General features: G+C 61.0%; 24 protein-coding genes and 1 pseudogene. 19 read left to right on the top strand and 6 right to left on the bottom strand.

Features of this window, described 5'->3' with window-relative positions; translation table 11 throughout:
- Positions 1 to 165: 165 nt before the first annotated feature.
- Complete coding sequence (locus NKJ13_RS15785; protein WP_352736426.1) at positions 166 to 987, bottom strand: SDR family oxidoreductase; 822 nt, start codon at positions 985 to 987, stop codon at positions 166 to 168.
- Positions 988 to 1,201: 214 nt separating this feature from the next.
- Between NKJ13_RS15785 and NKJ13_RS15780 the strand changes: the two genes are divergently transcribed.
- The 6 genes from NKJ13_RS15780 to NKJ13_RS15755 all read left to right on the top strand — a co-directional run bounded on the left by NKJ13_RS15780 (position 1,202) and on the right by NKJ13_RS15755 (position 5,931).
- Entirely contained in the window at positions 1,202 to 2,236 is a 1,035-nt protein-coding gene (locus tag NKJ13_RS15780) for a cysteine synthase A (RefSeq protein ID WP_254817174.1), read from the top strand.
- Positions 2,236 to 2,979 carry an alanyl-tRNA editing protein gene (locus NKJ13_RS15775; RefSeq protein ID WP_254817175.1) on the top strand — a complete coding sequence of 248 codons (744 nt, stop codon included), beginning with the start codon at positions 2,236 to 2,238 and terminating at the stop codon, positions 2,977 to 2,979. The genes NKJ13_RS15780 and NKJ13_RS15775 overlap by 1 nt, the downstream gene beginning before the upstream one ends.
- A gap of 35 nt (positions 2,980 to 3,014) precedes the next feature.
- The gene (gene sseA / locus NKJ13_RS15770) at positions 3,015 to 3,866 is read left to right on the top strand and encodes a 3-mercaptopyruvate sulfurtransferase (protein WP_352689281.1); all 852 of its coding nucleotides are present in this window, start codon (positions 3,015 to 3,017) and stop codon (positions 3,864 to 3,866) included.
- A gap of 5 nt (positions 3,867 to 3,871) precedes the next feature.
- Complete coding sequence (locus NKJ13_RS15765) at positions 3,872 to 4,435, top strand: GNAT family N-acetyltransferase (RefSeq protein ID WP_352689283.1); 564 nt, start codon at positions 3,872 to 3,874, stop codon at positions 4,433 to 4,435.
- A 144-nt stretch (positions 4,436 to 4,579) separates the two neighbouring features.
- Complete coding sequence (gene dapB, locus NKJ13_RS15760) at positions 4,580 to 5,386, top strand: 4-hydroxy-tetrahydrodipicolinate reductase (RefSeq protein ID WP_352736428.1); 807 nt, start codon at positions 4,580 to 4,582, stop codon at positions 5,384 to 5,386.
- Between the two features lie 77 nt (positions 5,387 to 5,463).
- Positions 5,464 to 5,931 carry a DUF1203 domain-containing protein gene (locus NKJ13_RS15755; protein ID WP_254817179.1) on the top strand — a complete coding sequence of 156 codons (468 nt, stop codon included), beginning with the start codon at positions 5,464 to 5,466 and terminating at the stop codon, positions 5,929 to 5,931.
- A gap of 219 nt (positions 5,932 to 6,150) precedes the next feature.
- Here NKJ13_RS15755 and NKJ13_RS15750 read toward each other — a convergent pair whose 3' ends face one another.
- Both NKJ13_RS15750 and ald read right to left on the bottom strand, forming a co-directional pair.
- Entirely contained in the window at positions 6,151 to 7,452 is a 1,302-nt protein-coding gene (locus NKJ13_RS15750; protein ID WP_352478814.1) for an outer membrane protein, read from the bottom strand.
- Positions 7,453 to 7,649: 197 nt separating this feature from the next.
- A complete protein-coding gene (gene ald / locus NKJ13_RS15745) occupies positions 7,650 to 8,765 on the bottom strand; it encodes an alanine dehydrogenase (protein ID WP_352507429.1) in 1,116 nt (371 codons plus the stop codon).
- Positions 8,766 to 8,921: 156 nt separating this feature from the next.
- On the opposite strand from ald, the gene NKJ13_RS15740 reads away from it, so the two are divergent.
- The gene (locus tag NKJ13_RS15740; protein WP_023675099.1) at positions 8,922 to 9,395 is read left to right on the top strand and encodes an Lrp/AsnC family transcriptional regulator; all 474 of its coding nucleotides are present in this window, start codon (positions 8,922 to 8,924) and stop codon (positions 9,393 to 9,395) included.
- Here the strand turns inward: NKJ13_RS15740 and NKJ13_RS15735 are convergent.
- Positions 9,392 to 10,048, bottom strand: coding sequence for a 5-formyltetrahydrofolate cyclo-ligase (locus NKJ13_RS15735; RefSeq protein ID WP_352736430.1), 657 nt, complete (start codon positions 10,046 to 10,048; stop codon positions 9,392 to 9,394). The genes NKJ13_RS15740 and NKJ13_RS15735 overlap by 4 nt on opposite strands.
- 180 nt (positions 10,049 to 10,228) lie before the next feature.
- Here NKJ13_RS15735 and NKJ13_RS15730 point away from each other — a divergent pair, with 180 nt between their 5' ends.
- Positions 10,229 to 11,494 carry an NAD(P)/FAD-dependent oxidoreductase gene (locus tag NKJ13_RS15730; RefSeq protein WP_352736432.1) on the top strand — a complete coding sequence of 422 codons (1,266 nt, stop codon included), beginning with the start codon at positions 10,229 to 10,231 and terminating at the stop codon, positions 11,492 to 11,494.
- A gap of 131 nt (positions 11,495 to 11,625) precedes the next feature.
- Positions 11,626 to 13,606: pseudogene (locus tag NKJ13_RS15725) on the top strand (bifunctional 2',3'-cyclic-nucleotide 2'-phosphodiesterase/3'-nucleotidase).
- Between the two features lie 85 nt (positions 13,607 to 13,691).
- Here the strand turns inward: NKJ13_RS15725 and NKJ13_RS15720 are convergent.
- Positions 13,692 to 14,681, bottom strand: coding sequence for a glycerophosphodiester phosphodiesterase family protein (locus tag NKJ13_RS15720; protein ID WP_352736434.1), 990 nt, complete (start codon positions 14,679 to 14,681; stop codon positions 13,692 to 13,694).
- A gap of 158 nt (positions 14,682 to 14,839) precedes the next feature.
- Between NKJ13_RS15720 and NKJ13_RS15715 the strand changes: the two genes are divergently transcribed.
- The 5 genes from NKJ13_RS15715 (at position 14,840) to NKJ13_RS15695 (ending at position 17,678) form a co-directional block, all read left to right on the top strand.
- Positions 14,840 to 14,974 (top strand): hypothetical protein, encoded by a 135-nt coding sequence (locus tag NKJ13_RS15715; RefSeq protein ID WP_292655342.1) that lies wholly within the window; start codon positions 14,840 to 14,842, stop codon positions 14,972 to 14,974.
- 103 nt (positions 14,975 to 15,077) lie between these two features.
- Positions 15,078 to 15,365: a Dabb family protein gene (locus NKJ13_RS15710; protein WP_254817185.1), complete on the top strand. Its 288-nt coding sequence runs from the start codon at positions 15,078 to 15,080 to the stop codon at positions 15,363 to 15,365.
- A 92-nt stretch (positions 15,366 to 15,457) separates the two neighbouring features.
- Entirely contained in the window at positions 15,458 to 16,342 is an 885-nt protein-coding gene (locus NKJ13_RS15705) for a VOC family protein (protein ID WP_352736436.1), read from the top strand.
- Positions 16,339 to 17,190, top strand: coding sequence for a 3-deoxy-8-phosphooctulonate synthase (gene kdsA, locus NKJ13_RS15700; protein ID WP_352736438.1), 852 nt, complete (start codon positions 16,339 to 16,341; stop codon positions 17,188 to 17,190). The genes NKJ13_RS15705 and kdsA overlap by 4 nt, the downstream gene beginning before the upstream one ends.
- 122 nt (positions 17,191 to 17,312) lie before the next feature.
- Complete coding sequence (locus tag NKJ13_RS15695) at positions 17,313 to 17,678, top strand: PRC-barrel domain-containing protein (protein WP_023675091.1); 366 nt, start codon at positions 17,313 to 17,315, stop codon at positions 17,676 to 17,678.
- Between the two features lie 77 nt (positions 17,679 to 17,755).
- On the opposite strand, the gene NKJ13_RS15690 is transcribed toward NKJ13_RS15695, so the two are convergent.
- Complete coding sequence (locus NKJ13_RS15690; protein WP_084642452.1) at positions 17,756 to 17,878, bottom strand: hypothetical protein; 123 nt, start codon at positions 17,876 to 17,878, stop codon at positions 17,756 to 17,758.
- 213 nt (positions 17,879 to 18,091) lie between these two features.
- On the opposite strand from NKJ13_RS15690, the gene eno reads away from it, so the two are divergent.
- The 5 genes from eno to NKJ13_RS15665 all read left to right on the top strand — a co-directional run bounded on the left by eno (position 18,092) and on the right by NKJ13_RS15665 (position 23,885).
- On the top strand, positions 18,092 to 19,366 hold the full coding sequence (gene eno, locus NKJ13_RS15685) for a phosphopyruvate hydratase (protein ID WP_352704004.1): 1,275 nt from the start codon (positions 18,092 to 18,094) through the stop codon (positions 19,364 to 19,366).
- A 134-nt stretch (positions 19,367 to 19,500) separates the two neighbouring features.
- Positions 19,501 to 19,821, top strand: coding sequence for an FtsB family cell division protein (locus NKJ13_RS15680; protein ID WP_352704002.1), 321 nt, complete (start codon positions 19,501 to 19,503; stop codon positions 19,819 to 19,821).
- A 171-nt stretch (positions 19,822 to 19,992) separates the two neighbouring features.
- On the top strand, positions 19,993 to 21,033 hold the full coding sequence (gene pdhA, locus NKJ13_RS15675) for a pyruvate dehydrogenase (acetyl-transferring) E1 component subunit alpha (protein ID WP_352507419.1): 1,041 nt from the start codon (positions 19,993 to 19,995) through the stop codon (positions 21,031 to 21,033).
- Between the two features lie 15 nt (positions 21,034 to 21,048).
- Positions 21,049 to 22,434 (top strand): pyruvate dehydrogenase complex E1 component subunit beta, encoded by a 1,386-nt coding sequence (locus tag NKJ13_RS15670; RefSeq protein ID WP_352703999.1) that lies wholly within the window; start codon positions 21,049 to 21,051, stop codon positions 22,432 to 22,434.
- A gap of 17 nt (positions 22,435 to 22,451) precedes the next feature.
- Positions 22,452 to 23,885 (top strand): pyruvate dehydrogenase complex dihydrolipoamide acetyltransferase, encoded by a 1,434-nt coding sequence (locus NKJ13_RS15665; protein ID WP_352703997.1) that lies wholly within the window; start codon positions 22,452 to 22,454, stop codon positions 23,883 to 23,885.
- Positions 23,886 to 24,010 lie beyond the last annotated feature (125 nt).

Here is a 24,010-nt window from a genome sequence, read left to right as displayed (position 1 = left end):
TCAGTCGCCCTTTGCTTGAGGCCTTTGGTTTACTTCACCACCGCCTCGACCCACACGACAATCCGCTGCGCGAGGGAAGGCGTGGTCGATGGCGCGAGCGCGTCGCCGGCAATGACGTGGCGCCCCAGCGACCCGCAAACACGATCCGTCGCCCCGCCACCGATCCTATTCGACCGGTGGCTTGCGGTCGAAATTCAGCGGCCGCGCATTCCAGCGGGTGACCGTGCTGATCACCCATCGGGAGAACGGCCTCGGCAGCATCCTGAGCAGCTTCAGCGTCCAGCTCAGGCGGCGTGGGAAAGTGACTTCGAAGCCGCCACATTCGATGCCTTGCGCGATACGGCGCGAGGCCAGGTTGACCGGCATCAAGCCCGGCATCGGCAGGAAGTTCTTCTCAGTCAGCCGCGTGTCGACAAAGCCCGGATTAATCACCTGGATGCGGACGTTCATCTTGTCGAAATCGTATTTCAGCGACTCGGCCAAGATATTGACTGCCGCCTTGGTGCCGCCGTAAGCGGCGGTAGTGGGCCAGCCGAAATAGGCGGTGACCGAACCGATCAGCACGACATGGCCGCGCGAGCGTACGCGCATGCGTTCGATGACCGGCACCAGGCCATTGATGATGCCGAAATAATTGACTTCGAAAGACCGACGGAAATTGCGCGCGACAAGATCCTCGCCCGGCGTTGCGATATAGCTTCCCGCGTTGAACACTGCCAACACGATCGGACCGAGATTTTTCTCGATCGCTGCAACCGTCTCTGCCATGCGTTTTTCGTCGGTCACGTCGCAAGGAAAGGCTGCAACACCCCCCGACATCTGCGCCGTTTCGACGATGAGCGTATCGATCGGATGGTCATCGGGCGCAGTCACCGCGACGACATAGCCCTGAGCGGCAAGATCCTTGGCCAGTGAACGGCCGATACCGCTGCTGCCGCCCGTAATCCAGGCGACGCCATGCTTCGGATTGGCCCGATAGAGTGTCATGCTGCGCCCCGCCGGCTCTTCTTAACCTGCGCTCTACCGGTGAAGAAATCGAATGAAAAGAGTGCTTTTCGGTACATCGTTGAAATGAATACCGGCTGGGCGCCCTTGGGTGCAGGAATTGCAGTGTGCGAATGCGACTGGACCAGGCAAATTCTTGCCTTGAAACCGAAGCTTCGGGTTTCTAGGGTTTCGCCGCACCCACAAAGGAATCTCCATGCCCCGTTCTGTGATCGACGTGATCGGCAACACGCCCCTGATCCGCCTCAACAAGGCCTCGGAAGCAACCGGCTGCGAGATCCTGGGCAAGGCCGAATTCATGAATCCCGGGCAGTCGGTCAAGGACCGCGCCGGCCTGTTTATCATCCGCGATGCGGAGCAGCGCGGGTTGCTGCGGCCCGGCGGCGTCATCGTCGAGGGGACGGCCGGAAATACCGGCATCGGCTTGACACTGGTTGCCAAGGCGCTCGGCTACCGCACGGTGATCGTCATTCCCGACACCCAGAGCCAGGAGAAGAAGGATACAATCAAACTGCTCGGCGCCGAGCTGATCGAAGTGCCCGCCGTGCCTTACAAGAACCCGAACAACTACGTGAAGCTGTCGGGCCGGCTGGCCGAGCAGATGGCGAAGACCGAGCCGAACGGCGCGATCTGGGCCAACCAGTTCGACAATGTCGCCAACCGTGACGGCCATATCCGCACTACGGCCGAAGAAATTTGGAACCAGACCGACGGCAAGGTGGATGGTTTCGTGTCGGCGGTCGGTTCCGGCGGCACTCTGGCAGGCGTCGGTTTCGGGCTGAAGGCCAAGAACAGCCAAGTCAAGATAGCGCTGGCCGATCCGCTGGGGGCTGCGCTCTATTCCTTCTACACCAGCGGCGAGCTGAAATCCGAGGGCAGTTCGATCACCGAAGGCATCGGGCAGGGGCGGATCACCGCCAATCTCCAAGGCTTTACACCCGATTTTGCCTTCCAGATCCCCGACGAGGACGCACTGCCGATCATATTCGACCTGATCCAGGAGGAGGGGCTTTGCGTTGGCGGTTCGACCGGCATCAACATTGCCGGCGCCATTCGCCTGGCGCGCGAGTTAGGCCCCGGCCACACCATCGTGACCATGCTTTGCGACTACGGCACGCGCTACCAGTCGAAGCTGTTCAATCCTGAATTCCTGCGCGAAAAGAAGCTGCCGGTGCCGGGGTGGATGGAGCAACAGAGCACGATTTCGGTACCGTTCGAAAGGGTTGCGTGATGGCGCACAAGACCGAAGCGCTGTTTCGTGACGACGCCTATCTGGGGACGGCCGACGCCACCGTCGTCGCAGTCAACGATCGCGGGGGCATCATTCTGGACCGGACGGTGTTTTACGCCACATCGGGCGGGCAGCCGGGCGACACTGGCAGCCTCGAGCGCGCCGACGGCACCGGCATAGCGATTGCCGCTACGATCACCGGCGAAACCAAGGACGAGATCATCCATGTGCCGGCGCTGGAGCAGGCAGTTCCAAAGGTGGGCGAGCGCATGCGGCTCGCCATCGACTGGCCGCGGCGGCAGTTGCTGATGCGCATGCATTCTGCCTGCCACCTGCTTACCGTCGTCTGCCCGTTCCCGATCACCGGCGCCGCGGTTTCCGAGGACGACAGCCGTATCGATTTCGACATCCCGGACGCCGGCTTTACCAAGGAAGACGTAACGGCCAGACTGATGGAGCTGGTGCGGGCCGACCACCCGATCTTCACCCGGCTCATTTCCGACGAGGAACTGGCATCCAATCCGGGCCTGGTGAAATCCAAGAATGTGCGCCCTCCGGCTGGCACGGGAAAGATCCGATTGGTCTGCATCGGCGAGAACGCCTCGATCGACAGCCAGCCTTGCGGCGGCACCCATGTAAAGAGCACCGGCGAAATCGGCGAGATCCATATCGGCAAGATCGAGAAGAAGGGCCGCGAGAACCGGCGCTTCCGCATTCGCTTTGGTCCTATGCCGCCAGCCTGATATAGGACTGCGACAGGCGGGACAGGAGAGAAAAGATGGCCGACGACAGTCCTTTCACCATCGATGCCGATTGGTTGCAGAAGCGGCTCGGCAAGCCCGGCCTGACGATTGTCGACGCGTCCTGGTATCTGCCGGCACAAAAGCGCGACGCGCGCGCCGAGTATGACGCAGCGCATATTCCAGGCGCCCGCTTCCTTGACCAGGACGCGGTTTCGGACCCCGACGCGGCTCTGCCGCACACGCTGCCGTCGCCGCAGCATTTCGCGCAATATGTCGGCGCGATGGGTATTTCGGCCGATGACACGATTGTTGTCTATGACGGGCCAGGGTTCTTTTCTGCACCGCGCGTCTGGTGGTTGTTTCGCGTCATGGGCGTATTCCAAGTCTATGTTCTCGACGGCGGCTTCGATCGTTGGAAAGCCGCCGGACGGCCGGTGACGGCGGAGCCGACGAAGATCGCCCCTTGCGTGTTTTATGCCAACTTTGATGCCGCCCGCGTCGCCAGCCTTGCGGACATGCGCCGGATCGTCGAGACGGGGGAGAGCCAGATCGCCGACGCGCGCTCGCCTGGCCGTTTTGCCGGCACCGAGCCGGAGCCGCGCCCCGGCATCCGCTCCGGTCATATGCCGGGCGCGCACAACGTGCCGTTTTCGGCGCTTTCGGAAAACGGCGAGTTGTTGCCAAAGGACAGGCTACGCAACGTGATCGAAGGAGCGGGCATCGACCTGTCGAAGCCGGTCGTCACCTCCTGCGGCTCGGGCGTCACCGCGGCAGCCATCACGCTAGCTTTGGAGACGCTTGGCCATACCGACAACAGGCTTTATGACGGTTCGTGGACCGAATGGGGCGGGCTTTCCGACACGCCCGTCGTGACAGGCAAGGACTGACGGGGATGGAAGACGGATCGCGGGAAGACATCGACGTCACCGTGACGTTTCTCGAAATGCATGTGCCGCCTGCCTATTCGCCGCCTCTGCCGTACAACCGCCAGATCGCGCTGCTCAAGACCAAAGACATTCCGCTGCATTTCTATCGCTATTTGATGGATCGGGTCGGCCGCAAATGGCACTGGGTCAATGTGTTGAGGCTGAACGACGAGGAGCTTGCGGCGGGCATCCACCGCGAGGACCGCGACATCAGGGTGCTTTATCTGGATGGTGCGCCGGCCGGCTTCTTCGACCTCAAACCGCATTTGCCGGAGGAAGTGGAACTCGCTTATTTCGGAATGATGGAGCACGCGACCGGGCAAGGCATCGGCCGCTGGTTCCTCGGTGCGGCAATCGCCGCGGCGTGGTCGCACGGGCCAAGGCGGGTAACCGTGCAAACCTGCACCCTCGATCACCCGGCAGCACTGCCGCTCTATCAAAAACTAGGCTTTACGCCAGTGGCGCAAAAAAAAGAGGTCGTACATCCGATGTCTTTCGCCGAGCGCGCGGCCAGCGTCATGCGGCCCTGATTCAGGCCGTTCATCCAGGCTTCAGCTTGTCGTTGCCACGCCCAGGGGTCTGGATCAACACTCAAAGGTGTGTCCGACTTGTATGAGCCGGGCACTTTCCATATCGCTGTCGTCTAAAAACCGATGGTGATGGAGGATCGCACGATGACAATACGGGTGGTAATGGCCGGTGCGACGGGCTGGGTCGGCAAGGCGCTGGTTCCGGCGATCGGGGCGCAAGGCGACATGGCGCTGGCCGGGGCCGTGTCACGCAGCGGCGCTGGGCAGGATTCCGGTCTGCTGGTTGGCATGCCGGCTAATGGTATTGTCGTTTCGGCTTCGCTGGCCGAGGCGCTGGAGGCGCCGTCGGACGTGCTGGTCGACTTCACCAAGCCGCATGTCGTGAAAGACCATGTGCTGCTCGCCATCGACAAGGGACGGCACGCTGTGATCGGCACATCGGGACTGGGTGCTGCCGACTATGCCGACATCGATGCCGCGGCGCGCGCCAACGGCGTCGGCGTCGTTGCCGCCGGCAACTTTTCCATCACCGCCACGCTGATGAAGCGGTTTGCACTTATGGCGGCAAAATACGTGCCGGATGTCGAGGTCATCGATTATGCCAGTGCAAAGAAGCCCGACGCGCCCTCCGGTACCGCACGGGAGCTTGCTGAGGCGTTGGCCGACATCCGCAAGACCTCAACGGCAAAGCCGGTCTCCGAGGTCTCTGGCGTGCCGGCTACACGCGGGGGTGCGGTCGGCGCAGGCGAGGGGGTGCAAGTGCACGCGCTTCGCCTGCCGTCCTACATCCTGTCCTGCGAGGCGCTGTTCGGCCTGCCAGACGAGCGGCTGACCATCCGCCACGACGCCGGCTCGTCCGCGGCACCCTATGTGGCGGGCACGCTGCTCGCCATCAGACGGGTACAGCAGATCAAGGGTCTGGTTCGCGGTCTCGACGCGCTGATGGACTGATCCATTTCGGCAGGAATCGGGTGGGAAGCTCTGTCTTGCGAGCATAATTTCCGGTCAACGACACCGGAGATTTTGCCATGACGATAAGATTCAAAGCCTTGCCAACCGACGCAGTCCGGGCACTTCAGCGCGGCGGGGCGGATGCTTATGGCCTGATGCCAGAGCGGCAGATTTCGGACGGCGACGGCGTGCCTTGCCGTCATTGCTTGAAGAATGTTGCTGCGGGGGAAGCCTATCTTGTTCTGGCCTATAGGCCTTTTCCGGAGCTGCAGCCTTATGCCGAAACCGGGCCGATCTTTCTGCATGCGGAAGAATGCGAACGCGCTGCCGAGGTTGAGTTGCTTCCAGAAATGCTCGAAAGCAGCGATTACATCGTGCGCGGTTATGGCAAGGACGACCGTATTGTTTACGGTAGCGGCGGCGTCATTCCGACCGACGCCATTGCCGCACGGGCAGAGACGTTGTTCAAACGCGACGACATTGCCTACGTCCACATCCGCTCGGCCCGCAACAATTGCTATCAGTGCCGGATCGACCGCGCGTAACCGAACAGGCTGCACCGGCTTGGGCCTGTCGCACTCCCGTCGCATACAAGCGGTAGAAAGAGACTGTCGATCGATTTGCCGACCGCGGATGAACCGGCGGAAATCTCGATAACCGAGGAAGCGGGGCTTTGGCTCCGCTTTTTTGTGCCTGCATTGTTCGCAAAACAAAAAAACCCGCCGGGATTAGCCGGCGGGCTTGAACGATTTGCCTGGAGGGCCTTAGTTGAACTTATACTTCGCACCGATACGGACGGTGTGGAAAGAAGGAGTGGTGGTGAGGACATCGCTCGGCCCTCCAAACTCCTCCAGAATGTCCTTCTCGGCAAACTGCGAATAGCGATATTCGAGACCGACAGTTACGTTGTTGGTCACGGCCGCTTCCAAACCACCACCGACCGAGAAGCCGCTCGAGCCCCAATCGATGATGTCGCCGATGGGTGAAGATGCGTTCAGATCGAAATGTTGCCAGCTGTAACCGCCAAGCACATAGGCGAGGGTTGATTCGTTGACCTTCAAACCGACCCGGCCCAGCACATCGAAACCATAGTCGGTGTCCAGATTAATGGACCCGCCGGGCACTTCCAGCTCCGAGGTCATGCCGGAGTAGCGAGCATCAACCATAACGCCGGCAACCCAGCTGCCGAAGTCATGATCGTAGCCGGCGTTCAATTCGCCAAACACGCCTTCGCCGCCGATACCGTTGAACTCCAGGTCGCCAAGCGGCGGAACATTGATCTGATGCACCGACGCACCCGCGCCGCCCGCACCGCCGATATAGAAGCCGGTCCAGTTGTAGGTAGGTGCCTCAAAGGAAGAGACACCGCCATTCTGGGCGCCAAAACGATAATTGGCTGCTACCTGGAACGTGTGACGCGATGTATCGAGGTTGATTGCGCCATCCGGTACACCGAACTCGGAAAGGACATCATCGTTGGTGCTGAATTGCGTAAAACGATATTCGGTTTTGATGGTCCAGTTGCTGTTGATGGCCGTCTCGACGCCGGCTCCGACGAAGTAGCCGCTCTGGTCCCAGTCGAAGTCAAAACCTGCGCTCGTGTCAAATTTGTATTTCTGCCATGAATAGCCACCAAGGACATAGCCCAAAGTGTTTGGCGTGAAGAGGTAGCCTGCCCGCAAGCCAGCGTCGAAACCATAGGTCTCTTTGACCGATGCGTCGAATCCAGCAACGTCGAGGGAGGTTTCGATGTTGCCGGCATGAGCGTCCAGAAGTCCGCCGATCAGGAACCGCGGCGCCACCATATAGTCATACCCAACGGTGAGTTCACCGTACAGGCCTTCGCCACCAATACCGTTGAACGACACCCCAGGAATGAAGTCGCTGCTCAACTCGTGGACGTTCGCCCCGGCGCCAACGCCAAAGCCGACGTAGATGCCACTCCAGTTGAAGCCCGCCGTCTCCACGACCGGTTCGACCACGTCGGCGGCATGAGAGACCGACCCAAGCGCCAGAACAGAAACTGCGCCGAGAAGAAGAGATTTCGTGAATTTTCTGCTGATCATTACCATGCCCCTGGTGAACCCGGCATCTACGTAGCATCGGCTCATTGTGGCGGCTGTAACAAAAAAGCCACAGAAAGAGCACATTGCATCAAACGGGCACCAGATGCGGGCAAGACCGGCTGTAGACCGAGAAAATTGCCTGTGAACAAGCAGCCGCCGACAGCATCGGCGACTCATCAGGAACAAACGGTTGGAAATCAGGCCGCGAGAACGGCCTTCGGCTCGACCAGTTCGTAACCGAGCGCTTCGGCCACCGCGCGATTCGTTATCTTGCCCTTGTGGACGTTCAGTCCGTTGCGCAGATGGTGGTCGTCTACCAGCGCCTTGAGGCCCTTGTCGGCGAGCTGCAGGCCATAGTGCAGCGTCGCATTGTTGAGCGCGTGGGCCGAGGTGACCGGCACCGCACCCGGCATGTTGGCGACGCAATAATGGATGATGCCGTCGACTTCATAGGTCGGCTCGGCATGGGTGGTAGCGTGCGAGGTCTCGAAACAGCCGCCCTGGTCGATGGCGACGTCGACCAGCACGGCGCCTTTCTTCATGCCCGACAGCATTTCGCGCGTCACCAGCTTGGGCGCTGCTGCCCCCGGGATCAGCACGGCGCCGACGACTATGTCAGCCGAAAAACATTCTTCCTCCAGCGCCTCGACGGTCGAGTAGCGGGTGTGAACGCGGCCGCCAAAGATGTCGTCGAGCTGACGCAGGCGCGGGATCGAGCGGTCGATAATAGTGACGTCGGCGCCGAGGCCGGCCGCCATCCGTGCGGCATGCAGGCCGACAACGCCGCCGCCGAGCACGGTGACCTTGCCGGGGAGCACGCCGGGCACGCCGCCAAGTAGCACGCCGCGGCCGCCATTGGCCTTTTGCAGCGCCGTGGCGCCCGCCTGGATCGACAGGCGGCCGGCAACTTCCGACATCGGCGCCAAGAGCGGGAGGCCGCCGCGCTCGTCGGTGACCGTCTCGTAAGCTATCGCGGTCACGCCGGAGGCCAACAGGCCCTTGGTTTGCTCCGGATCCGGGGCAAGATGTAGATAGGTATAGAGGATCTGGCCATCGCGGAGCTGAACCCATTCGTTGGCCTGCGGCTCCTTGACCTTCACGATCATGTCGGACTTGGCAAACACGTCGGCTGCCGTCTTGGCGATCGTGGCGCCGGCAGCGCGATACGCGTTGTCATCGGCGCCGATGCCTGCACCGGCGCCGGTCTCGACCAGCACTTCATGGCCATGCGCGACATATTCGCGGACCGAGCCCGGTGTCAGGCCGACGCGGTATTCGTGATTCTTGATTTCCCGGGGGCAACCGACGCGCATCTTTTTTCTCCTGATCCGGCCCTTGGGGCTCGTTCCCTGTCTAGAGATAGTGAACCACGAATCGCTCGATAAGTGTTTGCGAATGCGCTTGCCTGAGAGGCGACTCTTCGATAATCGTTGCGCAAAACATTGCAATTGTCGCAGGAACTCGCAAAAATGCCGCTCGACAGGATTGATATCGCCATTCTTGAGACGTTGCAGAAGGATGGGCGGATACCCAATGCAGCGCTCGCCGAGAAGGTCGGCCTATCGCAGTCGGCCTGTTCGCGGCGGCTGGACAATCTGGAGAAATCCGGAACCATCCGCGGCTATCACGCCCGGCTGTCCAACGCTGCACTTGGGCACCAGATGACGGCGATCGTGCATATATCGCTGTCCGGGCAATTCGAGAAGACTTTGTCGGATTTCGAGGCAGCGATAAAGCGCTGCCCGAACGTCCTATCCTGCCATTTGATGTCGGGCGAGTATGACTACATCCTGCGCATAGCGGCAAAGGATCTCGTCGACTACGAACGTATCCACAAGGAGTGGCTGTCGGCAATGCCGCATGTGACGAAGATCAATTCGTCCTTTGCCTTGCGCGAAATCGTCGATCGCACGGCCGTGGGAATGAAACCTGAACTCGCCTAGTTGTTGACTGCCTCGGTCACCACACAGTCCATCGGAATGTCGTGCGGCTGCGGGTAGATGGTGACGATGCGCTGCAGTTCGTAGCCGACGCCGATGACCAGCGGTTTGAAGGGCATCGCGGCAAGCGTACGATCGAAGAAGCCGCCGCCATAGCCCAGGCGAAACTGCTCAGGGTCGATGCCGACAATCGGCGAAATGACGATGTCGGGTAACACCGGATCGCCGTCAGCCGGTATCGGGATATTCCAGACGCCCTTCTCCAGCCGGTCTCCGTGGGTATAGGCGCGAAAGACAAGCGGCCGGTCTTTCTCGACGACGACGGGCAACGCCGTGCGCCCGCCCCGCGCGTTGACGGTTTCCATCCACGGGCGCAGGTCCGGCTCGCCACGAAACGGCCAATAGAGGCTGACCACGCGGCCGGCGACGTCACCGATCACCGCGTCGAGCCCTTCGGCAATGCGCTGCGACATGGCTGCGCGCGTGTCGGCTGAAACGGCAAGGCGGGATGCGATCAATCGCTGGCGCTCGGCCTTGCGCCAGCGCCTTACGTCGGTCCAGTCGGATAGCGGCGCTTGGAACTCCGGGTCGAGCTCGTGCATAAAACAAGGCGGCGAGGCGTACTGCGCTGAGCCTTCATCTTCATCGCTAGCCATGCTTCACCTGCAATATACAGTTCCAACCAAGTCGTATCCTGGACGCAGGCTATATCTGGGAACGAGTCTGCAGCATGCGTATTCACGACATCAAGGGACGACTCCCAGTTAGTTACAGCGCAGGGATTGCTGCACTGCACAACGACACCTACATCAGCCTTGGCGAGAGGGATGAGTGAGATGAACACAGTCAACCATCGCGTCGTCGTCGTGGGCGCCGGATTCGGCGGTCTCGAATTCACCCGCGCACTTGCCGGCGCGCCGGTGCGCATCACCATGATCGACAGGCGTAATCATCACCTCTTTCAGCCACTACTCTACCAGGTGGCGACGACGGCGCTGGCCACCTCCGAAGTGGCCTGGCCGATCCGCCATCTCCTGCGCAAGCGCGATGATGTGACGACGCTGCTCGCCGCCGTTACCGGCATCGACCGCACCGGCAAGCGCGTGCTGCTGCAGGACGGCGGCACGGTCGCTTACGACACGCTTGTGCTGGCCACCGGCGCGCGGCACGCCTATTTCGGCCATGACGAATGGGAACCGTTCGCCCCGGGCCTGAAGACGCTGGAGGACGCCACCACCATTCGACGGCGTATTCTTTTGGCTTTCGAGCGGGCCGAACGGGAAACCGATCCCGCCAAGCGTCAGGCATTGCTGACGTTGGCGATCGTCGGCGGCGGGCCGACCGGCGTGGAACTGGCCGGCACCATTGCTGAGCTGGCGCACGACACGCTGCGCGGCGAGTTCCGCAACATCGACCCGCGGCAGACGCGTGTGGTGCTGATTGAGGCCGGCGACCGCATTCTCTCCAATTTCGCTCCCGAACTCTCCGGTTATGCAACGAAGGCGCTCGAACGGCTCGGCGTGACCGTCGAACTCGGCCGGGCGGTTACGCGCTGCGATGCCGAGGGTGTCGTCTTCGGGGACACACACTTGCCGGCCAGGACAATCCTGTGGGCGGCGGGCGTCGCCGCTTCGCCGGCCGCCGAATGGCTCGGCGCGGCAGCGGACCGCGCGGGCAGAGTGCTTGTCGAGCCTGACCTGAGTGTGCCGGGAAACCCGGAGATTTTCGTCATCGGTGACGCAGCGCACGTCCTGCGGCCGGATGGCCGGCTGGTGCCGGGCGTCGCGCCCGCCGCCAAGCAGCAGGGACGGCACGTCGCCGCGACGATCAAGGCAAGGCTTGCCGGTGACGCGACACCGCGTCCTTTCAGCTACAGGCATGACGGCGATCTGGCGACGATCGGCAAGCGCGCCGCGGCCATCGATTTCGGCTGGATCAAGCTCACCGGCAGGCTTGCCTGGTGGCTGTGGGGCTTGGCGCATATCTACTTCCTGATCGGCTTTCGTAACCGGCTTGCGGTTTCCCTGAGCTGGCTATGGATCTACTTCACCGGTCAGCGCAGCGCGCGGTTGATCACCCAGGGCGACGACGATAAGGGCTGATTGTTCGCTGCCGGACATTCATCGGCGCGTCACCTCCTCTTGATGGAATCGGCTTCTGGACTCGGCTGGATTTCGGCGCGAAGCTTTGCTTCGGGCAGGACTTGTCACGTCGTGGAAGAAAGAGAAAACGAATGTCCCAACTGCGCCACCTCGTCTCACGCCGCGATTTCCTCGCCGGCGTTGCCGTGAGCGGAGCGCTGATTATGCTGCATCCGTTCTCCGCCCGGGCACAAGCCAATCAGGCGCATCTGAGGATTATGGAGACGACCGACATCCACGTGAATGTGCTGCCTTACGATTACTACGCCGACAAAGCCAACGACACGATGGGGCTGTCGCGAACGGCATCGTTGATTGAAGCCGTGCGCAAGGAAGCAACCAACGCGATGCTGGTCGATAATGGCGACCTTCTACAAGGCAACCCGATGGGCGACTACATCGCCTACGAGAGAGGGATGAAGGATGGCGATCTGCATCCGGTCATGAAGGGCATGAACCTGCTCGGCTACGAATGCTCGACGCTCGGCAACCACGAGTTCAACTATGGCCTGTCGTTCATGGGACAAGGTGCTGGCCGGTGCCAATTTCCCGTTCGTCTGCGCGAACCTGATCCGCGGCACCGAGCTCGCCGCGAACCCGCGCGACGACAAGCTCTATCTCAAGCCGTATGTCATCCTCGACAGGAAGATCAAAGACGGATCGGGCGCCGAGCAACCGATCAGGATCGGCATCATTGGCTTCGTGCCGCCGCAGATCATGGTCTGGGACCTGAAAAATCTCGAAGGCAGTGTCAAGACGCGCGACATCGTCGAGGCGGCCAAGGCGTGGGTGCCGCAAATGAAGGAAGAAGGCGCCGACATCGTCATTGCGCTCTCCCATTCCGGCATCGACGTGAAGCAAAGCGACATGATGGAGAATGCCTCCGCCTTCGTGGCAGGTGTCGAAGGCATCGATGCAGTGTTCACCGGCCACCAGCACCTCGTCTTCCCTGGCAAGAAGGACTTTCAGTCGTTGGAAGCCGTCGATCCGGCGAAAGGCACGCTGCAAGGCAAGCCCGCCGTTATGGCCGGCTTCTGGGGCTCGCATATGGGGCTGATCGATCTGTTGCTGGAGCGCGACGGATCGACATGGAAAATCGTCCCGGCGACCTCTGAGGCCAGGCCGATCTTTGAGCGGGTCGACAAGACGAACAAGCCGACCGTCGCGGACGACCAGCGCATCGTCGACGCGCTCAAACAGGATCACGAGGCGACGCTCGCCTATGTGCGCCGGCCTGTCGGCAAAACCTCGGCGCCGCTCTATTCCTATTTTGCGCTGGTCGCCGACGATCCATCGGTCCAGATCGTCAGTCAGGCGCAGACCTGGTACTTGAAGGACATCCTGAAGAACACCGAGTGGAAGGATATGCCGCTGCTGTCGGCAGCGGCACCGTTCAAGGCGGGTGGGCGCAACGGCGCCGACTATTACACCGACGTGCCGGTGGGCGATATCGCCATCAAGAACGTCGCCGACCTCTACCTCTATCCAAACACGGTGCGCGCCGTCGAAATCACCGGAGCGGAGGTGAAGGAATGGCTGGAAATGTCGGCCGGCATCTTCAACCGGATCGAACCGGGCAAAGCCGACCAGGCGCTCATCAACACTGACTTCCCATCCTATAATTTCGACGTGATCGACGGCGTCACCTACAAAATCGATCTGTCGCAGCCACCGAAATATGATTCGAAGGGCGGGCTGGTGAATGCTGGCTCGAACCGCATCATTGACTTGATGTTCAACGGCAATCCAATTGATCCCAAGGGGAAATTCGTCGTCGCCACCAACAACTACCGAGCCGGCGGCGGAGGCAATTTCCCGCAGATCAATGCCTCGAAGATCATCTACGAAGCGCCCGACACCAACCGCGATGTGATCGTTCGTTATATCGTCAGCAAAGGCACCATCAATCCGTCGGCGGACGCCAACTGGTCGTTTGCGCCACTACCGGGAACCAGCGTCGTATTCCAGACCGGCGCCAGGGCAAAGGATTTCATTGCGCAAGTGACGTCGCTGAAGATCGAGCCGGCGGGCGAGGGCGAAGCAGGGTTTGCCAAGTACCGCATCACTCTCTAGGTGAGGATTTGAGCGTCGACTCGAAACTGTCTCAGCGCTAAGATACTGTCCGGTATGGCAAACCTTTTTCCAGCAGATGGCCTTGTCACCCACGTGGTGCGAAACGCCGCTTGATGGCAGGCATGACCAGATCCAGTGCGTCCGTCGAAATCCCACCGGAATAATCGTCCGGCAGTTGGTCGATCGAGGCTGGGTCGTCGAGGCCTTGTGAAAAGCCGCCGCCGGAATAGGGACCGAGCAGGTAGACATGGCTGCCGACACCGTCCATACGGTCGAGAAAACGGTCCGGCCAGCCCCACATCCACTTTGCGACATTGACGGGGATGAGCAAAGTGCCCTGGCGGCAGGCATCAGGAACGTAGCCGCTCCAGCCGAGCGCAGTGTAGCGAAGAATGCAGCGCGTCAGGGATGCGCGACTCAGCGTGTGCGTATCCGGCAATGCTGCCTTGACCGCGTCCATAGGCCTGTCGCCGCCATAGACCGTCAGATTGGCGCGCTCGGCCGGCGTCAATGTGGCGAGCCAGGCAGCCAGCATCTCGCCTTCCTTGGGATCGTTGCTTTTGACGTTGATGTTGAAGCGCCGGTTCGGGAAGCGCTGCAAGACTTCATCCAGCGACGGCATCATGCCGACACCCTTGCCGCGAAACGGAAAGGTCTTGCCGCCATCGGCAGTGTAGCCATAACCAATATCGAGCGTCTTCAATTCGGACATTGCATGGCTGCGCGTTTCACCCTTGCCGTCGGTGCGACAATCCAGCGTCCAATCGTGGAAGACGGCGAACTTGCCGTCCGTGGTAGGATGGACATCAAGTTCGAGCGCGTCCGCACCGAGCGCGAAGGCGGCTTCCATCGACGGTATCGTGTTCTCGAGGAAGGAATGGCGCGGCGTCAGCATGCGAGCGGCCGTGCATGTTTCCGATCCGAGGTTCGTACGGTCGAAATCCTGAGCCAGGCCGCGATGCGCAAGCACCGAAGGGGTGCCGGCCGGCCGGCTCGAAAGCAGCGAGGTGTTGTTGAGCCAGATGCCGCCCGCAGCGACAAGAATTGCAACGAGGGAGATCGTCCGTCTGCGCATGATATGATTCCCATTGGCCGTTATGGCCGCATCCTGCGTCACGATCGGACTTTTTGACGGCCGGGCAGATCAAACGGCCGCTAAAGATTCCCGGGGAGGGTCCCCAGCAGCGTTGGAATCGTTATGGTTGCAGCCGTCCATATGCGCTAGTTTTAGTCATGCGTTATGTCATCGTCATCACGACCGTCACCTTTTTCCTGATCTGGGACGGCATTTACAACCAAGGCCGCTACCTCGACAGGACGGTCAGGGAGGTGACCCGCATCGTGCACTATGTAACCAGCATGGTGTAGTTTCTCTTCGCTGCTACGGTTCGCAGACGCGACAAACCTGCCGATTGACGGCACGCTGCCGCTGACACAAAAGAACGCCGGTCCAACGGTCGAGGAGGCTGGGTTGATCCGGCATATCGTTTTCTTCAGCGCACGGCATAAAGCGGATGTCGAGGCAGTGCGCACGGGCCTCCTGGCGCTTGGCAAGATACCTCATTCGCGTCATTTCGAGGTAACGCTCAACACCAAGGTCGACCCGCTCTCGGATGAGATCGATGTGGTCGTCTACGCCGAGTTCGAGGACGAAGCGGCGCTCGCCGCCTACAAGGCGCATCCGCTCTATGCAGAGACGACCAGCCGGGTCAAACCGCTACGCGAATTGCGTTATTCGGCCGACATCGTTGCAAGTTGACGAGTCGCCGTCCCCTAGGCGATGTGGTCTTGCCGCTGAGGCGTCGGCCAGCCCTTGAACCATTTTCAGGAATGAGGCACACCGCGCGGGACATGACCGAGAACACCTCCGCAAGGCCTCATCCGCTCGATCACTTGGTGCTGCCGACCGCGAGCCTCGATATTGCGCGGGCGCGCTTGACCCTGCTTGGCTTTACCGTTGCCCCGACAGGTATCCACCCTTTCGGAACGGAAAACTGCTGTGTCTTCCTCACCGACGGCACCTATCTCGAGCCGCTCGTGGTCGCCGACAGACAGGCCGTGGCAAAGGCGATCGCGAACCGCAATGTCTTTGTCGCGCGTGATCGCACCTATCGCGAAGAAAACGGCGATGAAGGATTTTCTGCCGTGGCGCTGGGCACCGAAAGCGCCGCCGCGGACTACGCGCGCTACATGGAAGCCGGTCTGTCGGCGGGAGACGCGCTAAGCTTTTCGCGCGCCTTCACCGATGCGACGGGAACGAGCGACACCGCATCGTTCAAACTGGCCTTCGCGGCTACAGGCAAGGCAACGGACGCTTTTCTCTTCGCCTGCGAGCGGATCAATGCGCCGAACATCGACCGCACTGCGTTGCAGGTCCACGCTAATGGCGCAACCGGCATTGTCGAAGTCGTAGCAGTCACTGGCGAACCTTTCGAACAAGGCCGGTTGATTTCGATCGCAGCCGGAATCGAGGCGCAGGGCGGCACTGTCTATGAGCTGCCGAATGCCGTTGTAACCATTCTGGATCCTGCAGCCTATTCGGCACGCTTCGGCATTCCTGCCGGCGCGCCATCTGAACTCCGCTTTGCTGGGATCGTCTTTTCGATTAGGCACGCCGACGCCGTCGCCAAGCTGCTTGCAGCCAATTCCGTCGAACACCACACGCGCGGCGGTGATATCATCGTGCCGCCGGCGCCAGGGCAGGGCGCCGCCTTCATTTTCCGGGAGATCGCATGAACAAGCTCAATCCACTGATGCCGAACTCTTCCGTTGCGGTCGGCAAAGTCATTTTCGGCAACAGCGCGCCCTTATCGCTGATCGCCGGTCCATGTCAGCTGGAATCGCGGCAGCACGCTTTCGACATGGCCGGTGCGCTAAAGGAATTGACTGAAAGGCTCGGCATTGGGCTCGTCTACAAGACCAGCTACGACAAGGCCAATCGCACCTCGCTTGGCGGCACGCGCGGCGCGGGGCTTGAAGCGGCAATGCCTATCTTCGACGACTTGCGCAAGAATTTTGTGCTGCCGATCCTGACTGACGTCCACACTGAGGAACAATGCGCGATCGTCGCTCCGCATGCCGATATCCTGCAGATTCCTGCCTTCCTCAGCCGCCAGACCGATTTGCTGATTGCTGCGGCAAGAACCGGCAAGGTGGTCAATGTGAAGAAGGGCCAATTCCTCGCGCCGTGGGACATGAAAAACGTCGTCGCCAAGATCATCGGCTCCGGCAACGCCAATGTCTTGGTGACCGAGCGCGGCGCATCCTTCGGTTACAACACCCTGGTGTCCGACATGCGGGCGCTGCCGATCATGGCCGAGATCGGTGCGCCGGTGATTTTCGATGCCACCCATTCCGTGCAGCAGCCGGGTGGGCAGGGCGGTTCGTCTGGAGGCGACCGGCGCTTTGTCGAGACGCTGGCGCGCGCGGCCGTCGCGGTTGGCGTCGCCGGCGTCTTCATCGAGACGCACCAGGACCCCGACAACGCGCCTTCCGACGGTCCCAACATGGTGCCGCTAAAGGATCTTCCCGCATTGCTTGAACGGCTGATGGCGTTCGATCGCATTGCCAAGAGCGTGGGTTGAACCAGCAGTTGCGCCACAGCAGCGTCGTCAAGAAAACTTTGAAGAATTTCGAACCCGCCTGGAACCTTAGCCCGCGGCCCTCATTGTCAAAATCTAATGTCAACGACGACGAGGAGAACACCATGACGACCCAGACGGGACACACCGAAGCCATCGCCGCTTCGCGGGTTATCGGCACATCGGTCTACAACACGGAAGGCACTCATATCGGCGACATCGAGGACGTCATGCTCGACAAATTGTCGAACGGAATCATGTTTGCCGTGATCGGTTTTGGCGGATTTCTCGGCATTGGCGAGAAATACCACGCCATTCCGTGGGCGAGCCTTGATTATGACGAGAACAAGGGTGGCTATGTCGTGCCGTTCACCAAAGACCAGCTGATGGCCGCTCCTTCTTACTCGATCAACGAGCTGACCGGCGCCGACGGCGAGGCCGCACGTGACGCCTCATACAACTACTACAAGGTCGAGCCTTACTGGCATTGACCTTACTGGCACCGACTAAGTCTCCTGGAATCAAAAAGGCCCCCGGGAAATCGGGGGCCTTTCGATGTGGCGGGTTGCTACTGCGCAATCTGCAGGGCCGGCAAAGGCGACGATCCCTGCGGGGGTTGCTGATTGTCGCACGACGTCAGGAACGCAGCCGCGATCAGGAACAAACTCACAATACCGCTCAACTGGGACATGGCGAAACTCCTCCTGTTTCGCCCCGCGCGACAACAGCCATAAACCAGAAACCGGCATGCGGCCTATGACAAATGATGACAGTGTTTTGTGCTTCGTGAGTCCCAAGAGCGGCAATGGGCGCGGGGCAATATTTGCAACTGCCCCGATTGCGTTTTGCGGCGCTTTGGCTAAGAGGTGCGCGACGCTTCAATCGATCAATCGGGGACATCGCAATGACGGCCATCATCGACATTGTCGGGCGTGAAATCCTGGACAGCCGCGGAAATCCGACCGTCGAGGTCGACGTCGTGCTCGAAGACGGTTCGATGGGTCGCGCCGCGGTGCCGTCCGGTGCCTCTACCGGCGCGCATGAGGCGGTCGAACTGCGCGATGGCGGCCCCCGCTATCTCGGCAAAGGCGTGCTCACGGCGGTCGAGGCGGTGAACGGCGAGCTGTTCGAGGCGATCGGCGGCATGGAGGCAGAGAATCAGATCCATATCGACCAGACCATGATCGAGCTCGATGGTACGGCCAACAAGAGCCGGCTCGGCGCCAACGCCGTCCTCGGCGTGTCGCTGGCGGTGGCCAAGGCCGCGGCCGAAGCGGCCGACCTGCCGCTCTACCGTTATGTCGGCGGTACCAAGGCCCATGTGCTGCCGGTGCCTATGATGAATATCATCAATGGCGGCGCGCATGCCGACAACCCGATCGATTTCCAGGAATTCATGATCCTGCCGATCGGCGCGCCGACGCTGCGCGACGGCGTGCGCTGGGGCTCGGAGATCTTTCATACGCTGCGAAAGAAGCTGAAGGACGCCGGCCATAACACCAATGTCGGTGACGAGGGCGGCTTTGCTCCCAACCTGAAGAGCGCGCCGGCCGCGCTCGACTTCATCATGGAATCGATCGAGCAGGCTGGCTTCAAGCCTGGCGAGGAGGTTGCGCTAGGCCTCGACTGCGCGGCGACCGAATTTTTCAAGGATGGTAACTACGTCTATGAAGGCGAGAGGAAAACCCGCGACCCGAAGGCACAGGCCAGATATCTGGCCAAACTTGCTGCCGACTACCCGATCATCACCATTGAGGACGGCCTGGCGGAGGATGACTGGGACGGTTGGAAAATGCTGACCGATCTCATCGGCAAGCAAACGCAGCTGGTTGGCGACGATCTGTTCGTCACCAACACGGCGCGGCTGCGCGACGGCATCCGCATGGGTGTCGCCAATTCGATCCTGGTCAAGGTCAACCAGATCGGCTCGCTTACCGAAACGCTCGACGCCGTAGAGACCGCGCACAAGGCCGGCTATACCGCAGTGATGTCGCACCGCTCGGGCGAGACCGAGGATGCGACCATCGCCGACCTCGCCGTTGCCACCAATTGCGGGCAGATCAAGACGGGCTCGCTGTCGCGCTCGGATCGCATGGCCAAGTACAACCAGCTCATCCGCATTGAGGAGGAGCTCGGCAAGCAGGCGCAATATGCCGGCAAGTCGATCGTGAAAAGGTGATTCCGAGAGAAAATCCGTGGCGGTGAGGGCGGGGACATTCCCGCCCTTTTTTGCTTCCTGGCTCTGAATCCAACAGGCTGTAACCGTCCATTAAGCACAATCGGGCGACAAAGGCGGCGTAGGGGATTCGGACCATGTGGACACGCCAGCACAAGCAAAGAAACACCGGCCGGCTGATCATCCCCTCGCTCTGCGTGGTGTTCCTGACTTATTTCGGCTTCCATGCCTATCATGGCGAGTTCGGGATATATTCCAAGTATCAGCTCGAAGCCGAGACTGCCGAATTGCAGGGCAGGCTCAATGCCGTCAGGACGCGCCGGATCGATCTCGAGCGCCGCGTTCAGCTGATGCATGAGGGCACGCTGGAGAAGGACATGCTGGACGAGCAGGCGCGCAAGGCGCTTAATCTGTCCCACGCCGACGAGATCACCATTATGTTGCCGGTCGCAAGATAACCTGATTTCAGTTAATCGGCGATATTTGCAATGATTTTAATTGCTTAGATGCATGACAGCCATGCGTTTTCGGCATGGCGAAAGCCTTCCCTGCATGTTAGCCTGCCTCAAATCGGTGGGAGAACTGATCTCCCTCGCTGTCCGCCAAGAGACGCCAACAGGGAGTGATGCATGGCCACCGCCACCAGAAAAGCGCCTGCCAAATCCAAATCAGACGGTAAAACGCCGGGCCTTTCCACCCCGAAGCCTGTTGAATTCACCAAAGACCAGGAGCTTGCCGCCTACCGGCACATGCTGCTCATCCGCCGCTTCGAGGAAAAGGCCGGCCAGCTTTACGGCATGGGCTTCATCGGCGGTTTCTGCCACCTCTACATCGGCCAGGAAGCGGTCGTTACCGGCATGAAGATGGCGCTGATCGATGGCGACCAGATGATCACCGCCTATCGCGACCATGGTCATATGCTGGCCATGGAGTTGTCACCGCGCGGCGTCATGGCCGAACTGACCGGGCGCCGTAGCGGCCTGTCGAGAGGCAAGGGCGGCTCCATGCACATGTTCTCCAAGGAGAAGCATTTTTACGGCGGCCACGGCATCGTCGGCGCGCAAGTGTCGCTCGGCACCGGCATTGCCTTCGCCAACCGCTATCGCGGCAACAACAATGTGACGCTGACCTATTTCGGCGATGGCGCCGCGAACCAGGGCCAGGTCTACGAAAGCTTCAACATGGCGTCGCTGTGGAAGCTTCCGGTGATCTACATCATCGAGAACAACCGCTACGCCATGGGCACCTCGGTCTCGCGCTCTTCGGCCGAGACGGATTTCTCGCACCGCGGCGCCTCCTTCAAGATTCCAGGCATCCAGGTCGACGGCATGGATGTGCGCGCCGTTAAGGCCGCCGGCGACCTCGCCGCCGAATGGTGCCGCGCCGGCAACGGGCCGCTCATTCTCGAAATGCAGACCTATCGTTACCGCGGCCATTCGATGTCGGATCCGGCAAAATACCGCTCCAAGGAAGAAGTGCAGAAAATGCGCTCCGAACGTGACCCGATCGAGCAGGTCAAGGCGCGGTTGCTCGACAAGAAATGGGCAAGCGAGGACGAACTCAAGGCCATCGACAAGGAAGTCCGCGACGTCGTCGCCGACGCCGCAGAATTTGCCCAGAACGACGCGGAGCCGGATCCGTCCGAGCTCTGGACCGACATCGTACTTTAACGAGAGGGCAAGGACATGCCGATCGAAATTCTCATGCCCGCCCTCTCGCCGACCATGGAAGAGGGTAATGTTTCCAAGTGGTTGAAGAAAGAGGGCGACAAGGTCGTAGCCGGTGACGCCATTGCCGAGATCGAGACCGACAAGGCAACGATGGAAGTCGAAGCCGTGGACGACGGCACCCTTGCCAAGATCGTGGTTCCTGCCGGCACCGAGGGTGTCAAAGTCAACACACTGATCGCTGTGCTGGCCGTCGATGGCGAAGACGTCGACGAGGCAGGCGAAGGTATCGGCGAGGAGGCCATTGAGTCGCAAGCGGAAGCGCCCGCGGCTGCTCCGGCCAAGAGCGAAGCTGCAGCACCTGTTGCCGCCGCACCCAAGCTGGAAATTGCCGCCGATCCCGACGTCCCGGCCGGCACCGAAATGGTCTCGACCACGGTACGTGAAGCCTTGCGCGATGCAATGGCGGAGGAAATGCGCCGCGACGGCGATGTCTTTGTCATGGGCGAGGAGGTTGCCGAGTACCAGGGCGCCTACAAGATCACGCAAGGCCTGTTGCAGGAATTCGGTCCGCGGCGCGTGGTCGACACGCCGATCACCGAGCACGGCTTTGCCGGCGTTGGTGTTGGCGCGGCGATGGCCGGCTTGAAGCCGATCGTCGAATTCATGACCTTCAACTTCGCCATGCAGGCGATCGACCAGATCATCAATTCTGCCGCCAAGACGCTCTACATGTCTGGCGGCCAGATGGGTGCCCCGATCGTCTTTCGCGGCCCGAACGGGGCGGCTGCCCGCGTCGCCGCGCAGCATTCGCAATGCTATGCCGCCTGGTACAGCCATATTCCCGGCCTGAAAGTGGTGATGCCTTATACCGCCGCCGACGCCAAGGGTCTGCTCAAGGCGGCGATTCGCGACCCGAACCCGGTCATCTTCCTCGAGAACGAAATCCTTTACGGCCACTCCTTCGACGTGCCGAAGATGGACGATTTCGTGCTGCCGATCGGCAAGGCGCGCATTCACAAATCCGGCAAGGACGTGACCATCGTCTCGTTCGGCATCGGCATGACCTACGCGATTAAGGCCGAGGCGGAGTTGCGTGGCATGGGCATCGATGCCGAGATAATCGACTTGCGCACCATCCGCCCGCTCGACTTCGACACGATCATCGCCTCGGTCAAAAAGACCAATCGCCTGGTGGTGGTCGAGGAAGGCTTTCCGCAGAACTCGGTCGGCGACCATATCGCCAATCAGGTCTCGCAGCGTGCCTTCGATTTCCTCGACGCACCGGTCATCACCATTGCCGGCAAGGACGTGCCGATGCCCTATGCAGCGAACCTCGAAAAGCTGGCGTTGCCCAATGTCGGCGAGGTCGTCGAGGCGGTCAAAGCCGTCACATATCGCTGAGCAGGGCGGAGGACAAAATGCCTATCAACATCACCATGCCGGCGCTGTCGCCCACAATGGAAGAAGGCAACCTTTCCAAGTGGCTGGTCAAGGAAGGCGACAAGGTTTCGCCCGGCGACGTGATTGCCGAGATCGAGACCGACAAGGCAACGATGGAAGTCGAAGCCGTCGACGAAGGCACGGTCGCCAAGCTGGTGGTTCCGGCGGGCACTGAAGGCGTCAAGGTCAATGCGCTGATCGCGGTCTTGGCGGCTGAGGGGGAGGATGCGGCGGCCGCCGCGAAAAGCGGTGATGGCGCTGCGCCGGCAAAGGCTGAGGCGAAGCAGGAAAAAGCACCAATCTCCCCACCCGTGGGGGAGATGTCGACGAAGTCGACAGAGGGGGGCGCTGTCCCTCCCGCCGCAGGGAGCGAGGCGCCCCCCTCTGGCCTGCCCTCGTTGCCCCCAGTTGGCATCTCCCCCACACGGGGGGAGATCAGCCAATCGGCAAACGGTGAGCGCATCTTCGCGTCGCCGCTGGCCCGGCGCATTGCCAGCGAAGCCGGTATAGATGTCGCGGCGCTGACCGGCTCCGGCCCCCACGGCCGCGTGGTAAAGGCCGATGTCGATGCCGCAATTTCCGGTGGCGGCGCCAAGGCGGCACCAGCAGCAAAAGCGGCCCCCGCCGGCGCTCCGGCGCCTGCCGCCGCAGCACCCAAGGCGATGCCGGACGAGCAGGTGCTCAAACTGTTCGCCGAAGGTTCCTACGATCTTGTCCCGCATGACAGTATGCGCAAGACGATTGCGCGGCGGCTGGTCGAGGCCAAGACCACCATCCCGCATTTCTATCTGACGCTCGACTGCGAACTCGATGCACTTCTGGCCCTGCGCACACAGATCAATGCGGCCGCCCCGGTGAAGAAGACCGAGAAGGGCGAAACGCCGGCCTACAAGCTGTCGGTCAACGACATGGTCATCAAGGCTCTTGCCATGGCGCTGATGGCGGTTCCGGATGCCAATGCGTCGTGGACAGAAAACGCCATGATCAAGCACAAGCACGCCGATGTCGGCGTTGCCGTATCGATCCCCGGCGGCCTGATCACCCCGATCATCCGGCGTGCTGACGAAAAGACGATGTCCGTTATCTCCAACGAGATGAAGGACCTTGCCGGGCGCGCCCGCAGCCGCAAGCTGAAGCCGGAAGAATATCAGGGCGGCACCACGGCGGTGTCCAATCTCGGCATGTTCGGCGTCAAGGATTTTTCTGCCGTCATCAACCCGCCGCACGCGACGATCCTGGCGGTCGGCGCCGGCGAGCAACGCGCGGTGGTGAAGAACGGCGAGATCAAGATCGCAACAATCATGTCGGTGACGCTGTCGACCGATCACCGCGCAGTCGACGGTGCGCTCGGCGCCGAGCTGCTCGTCGCCTTCAAGCGCATGATCGAAAATCCGATGGGCATGCTGGTCTAAGCGGGGAACAGGGCGGTGCGGAAATTCTACACCAGCCTTTTCGCCTCCATCCAATCCGGCTCGTAAACGATTATCGTACATTGGCTGTTCGGGCGGTAGCGATTGCGGATAGGTCTTTGTTGGAG

This window comes from Mesorhizobium sp. M0174 (assembly GCF_040322275.1).
In the GTDB taxonomy this organism is placed as follows: Bacteria; Pseudomonadota; Alphaproteobacteria; order Rhizobiales; family Rhizobiaceae; genus Mesorhizobium.
Note: the sequence above shows the minus strand (reverse complement) of the source record. Positions and strands in the feature narration are given on the sequence as shown.

What these genes read in the sequence shown, in the direction of transcription:
- NKJ13_RS15730 (WP_352736432.1), top strand. Translation starts at nt 10,229, where the DNA reads ATGAACACAGTCAACCATCGCGTCGTCGTCGTGGGCGCCGGATTCGGC.
- NKJ13_RS15680 (WP_352704002.1), top strand. Translation starts at nt 19,501, where the DNA reads ATGTGGACACGCCAGCACAAGCAAAGAAACACCGGCCGGCTGATCATC.
- ald (WP_352507429.1), bottom strand. Translation starts at nt 8,765, where the DNA reads ATGCGCGTCGGTTGCCCCCGGGAAATCAAGAATCACGAATACCGCGTC.
- sseA (WP_352689281.1), top strand. Translation starts at nt 3,015, where the DNA reads ATGGCCGACGACAGTCCTTTCACCATCGATGCCGATTGGTTGCAGAAG.
- pdhA (WP_352507419.1), top strand. Translation starts at nt 19,993, where the DNA reads ATGGCCACCGCCACCAGAAAAGCGCCTGCCAAATCCAAATCAGACGGT.
- NKJ13_RS15765 (WP_352689283.1), top strand. Translation starts at nt 3,872, where the DNA reads ATGGAAGACGGATCGCGGGAAGACATCGACGTCACCGTGACGTTTCTC.
- dapB (WP_352736428.1), top strand. Translation starts at nt 4,580, where the DNA reads ATGACAATACGGGTGGTAATGGCCGGTGCGACGGGCTGGGTCGGCAAG.
- NKJ13_RS15735 (WP_352736430.1), bottom strand. Translation starts at nt 10,048, where the DNA reads ATGGCTAGCGATGAAGATGAAGGCTCAGCGCAGTACGCCTCGCCGCCT.
- NKJ13_RS15750 (WP_352478814.1), bottom strand. Translation starts at nt 7,452, where the DNA reads ATGATCAGCAGAAAATTCACGAAATCTCTTCTTCTCGGCGCAGTTTCT.
- kdsA (WP_352736438.1), top strand. Translation starts at nt 16,339, where the DNA reads ATGAACAAGCTCAATCCACTGATGCCGAACTCTTCCGTTGCGGTCGGC.
- NKJ13_RS15780 (WP_254817174.1), top strand. Translation starts at nt 1,202, where the DNA reads ATGCCCCGTTCTGTGATCGACGTGATCGGCAACACGCCCCTGATCCGC.
- NKJ13_RS15695 (WP_023675091.1), top strand. Translation starts at nt 17,313, where the DNA reads ATGACGACCCAGACGGGACACACCGAAGCCATCGCCGCTTCGCGGGTT.
- eno (WP_352704004.1), top strand. Translation starts at nt 18,092, where the DNA reads ATGACGGCCATCATCGACATTGTCGGGCGTGAAATCCTGGACAGCCGC.
- NKJ13_RS15775 (WP_254817175.1), top strand. Translation starts at nt 2,236, where the DNA reads ATGGCGCACAAGACCGAAGCGCTGTTTCGTGACGACGCCTATCTGGGG.
- NKJ13_RS15720 (WP_352736434.1), bottom strand. Translation starts at nt 14,681, where the DNA reads ATGCGCAGACGGACGATCTCCCTCGTTGCAATTCTTGTCGCTGCGGGC.
- NKJ13_RS15785 (WP_352736426.1), bottom strand. Translation starts at nt 987, where the DNA reads ATGACACTCTATCGGGCCAATCCGAAGCATGGCGTCGCCTGGATTACG.
- NKJ13_RS15755 (WP_254817179.1), top strand. Translation starts at nt 5,464, where the DNA reads ATGACGATAAGATTCAAAGCCTTGCCAACCGACGCAGTCCGGGCACTT.
- NKJ13_RS15705 (WP_352736436.1), top strand. Translation starts at nt 15,458, where the DNA reads ATGACCGAGAACACCTCCGCAAGGCCTCATCCGCTCGATCACTTGGTG.
- NKJ13_RS15670 (WP_352703999.1), top strand. Translation starts at nt 21,049, where the DNA reads ATGCCGATCGAAATTCTCATGCCCGCCCTCTCGCCGACCATGGAAGAG.
- NKJ13_RS15690 (WP_084642452.1), bottom strand. Translation starts at nt 17,878, where the DNA reads ATGTCCCAGTTGAGCGGTATTGTGAGTTTGTTCCTGATCGCGGCTGCG.
- NKJ13_RS15665 (WP_352703997.1), top strand. Translation starts at nt 22,452, where the DNA reads ATGCCTATCAACATCACCATGCCGGCGCTGTCGCCCACAATGGAAGAA.
- NKJ13_RS15715 (WP_292655342.1), top strand. Translation starts at nt 14,840, where the DNA reads ATGCGTTATGTCATCGTCATCACGACCGTCACCTTTTTCCTGATCTGG.
- NKJ13_RS15740 (WP_023675099.1), top strand. Translation starts at nt 8,922, where the DNA reads ATGCCGCTCGACAGGATTGATATCGCCATTCTTGAGACGTTGCAGAAG.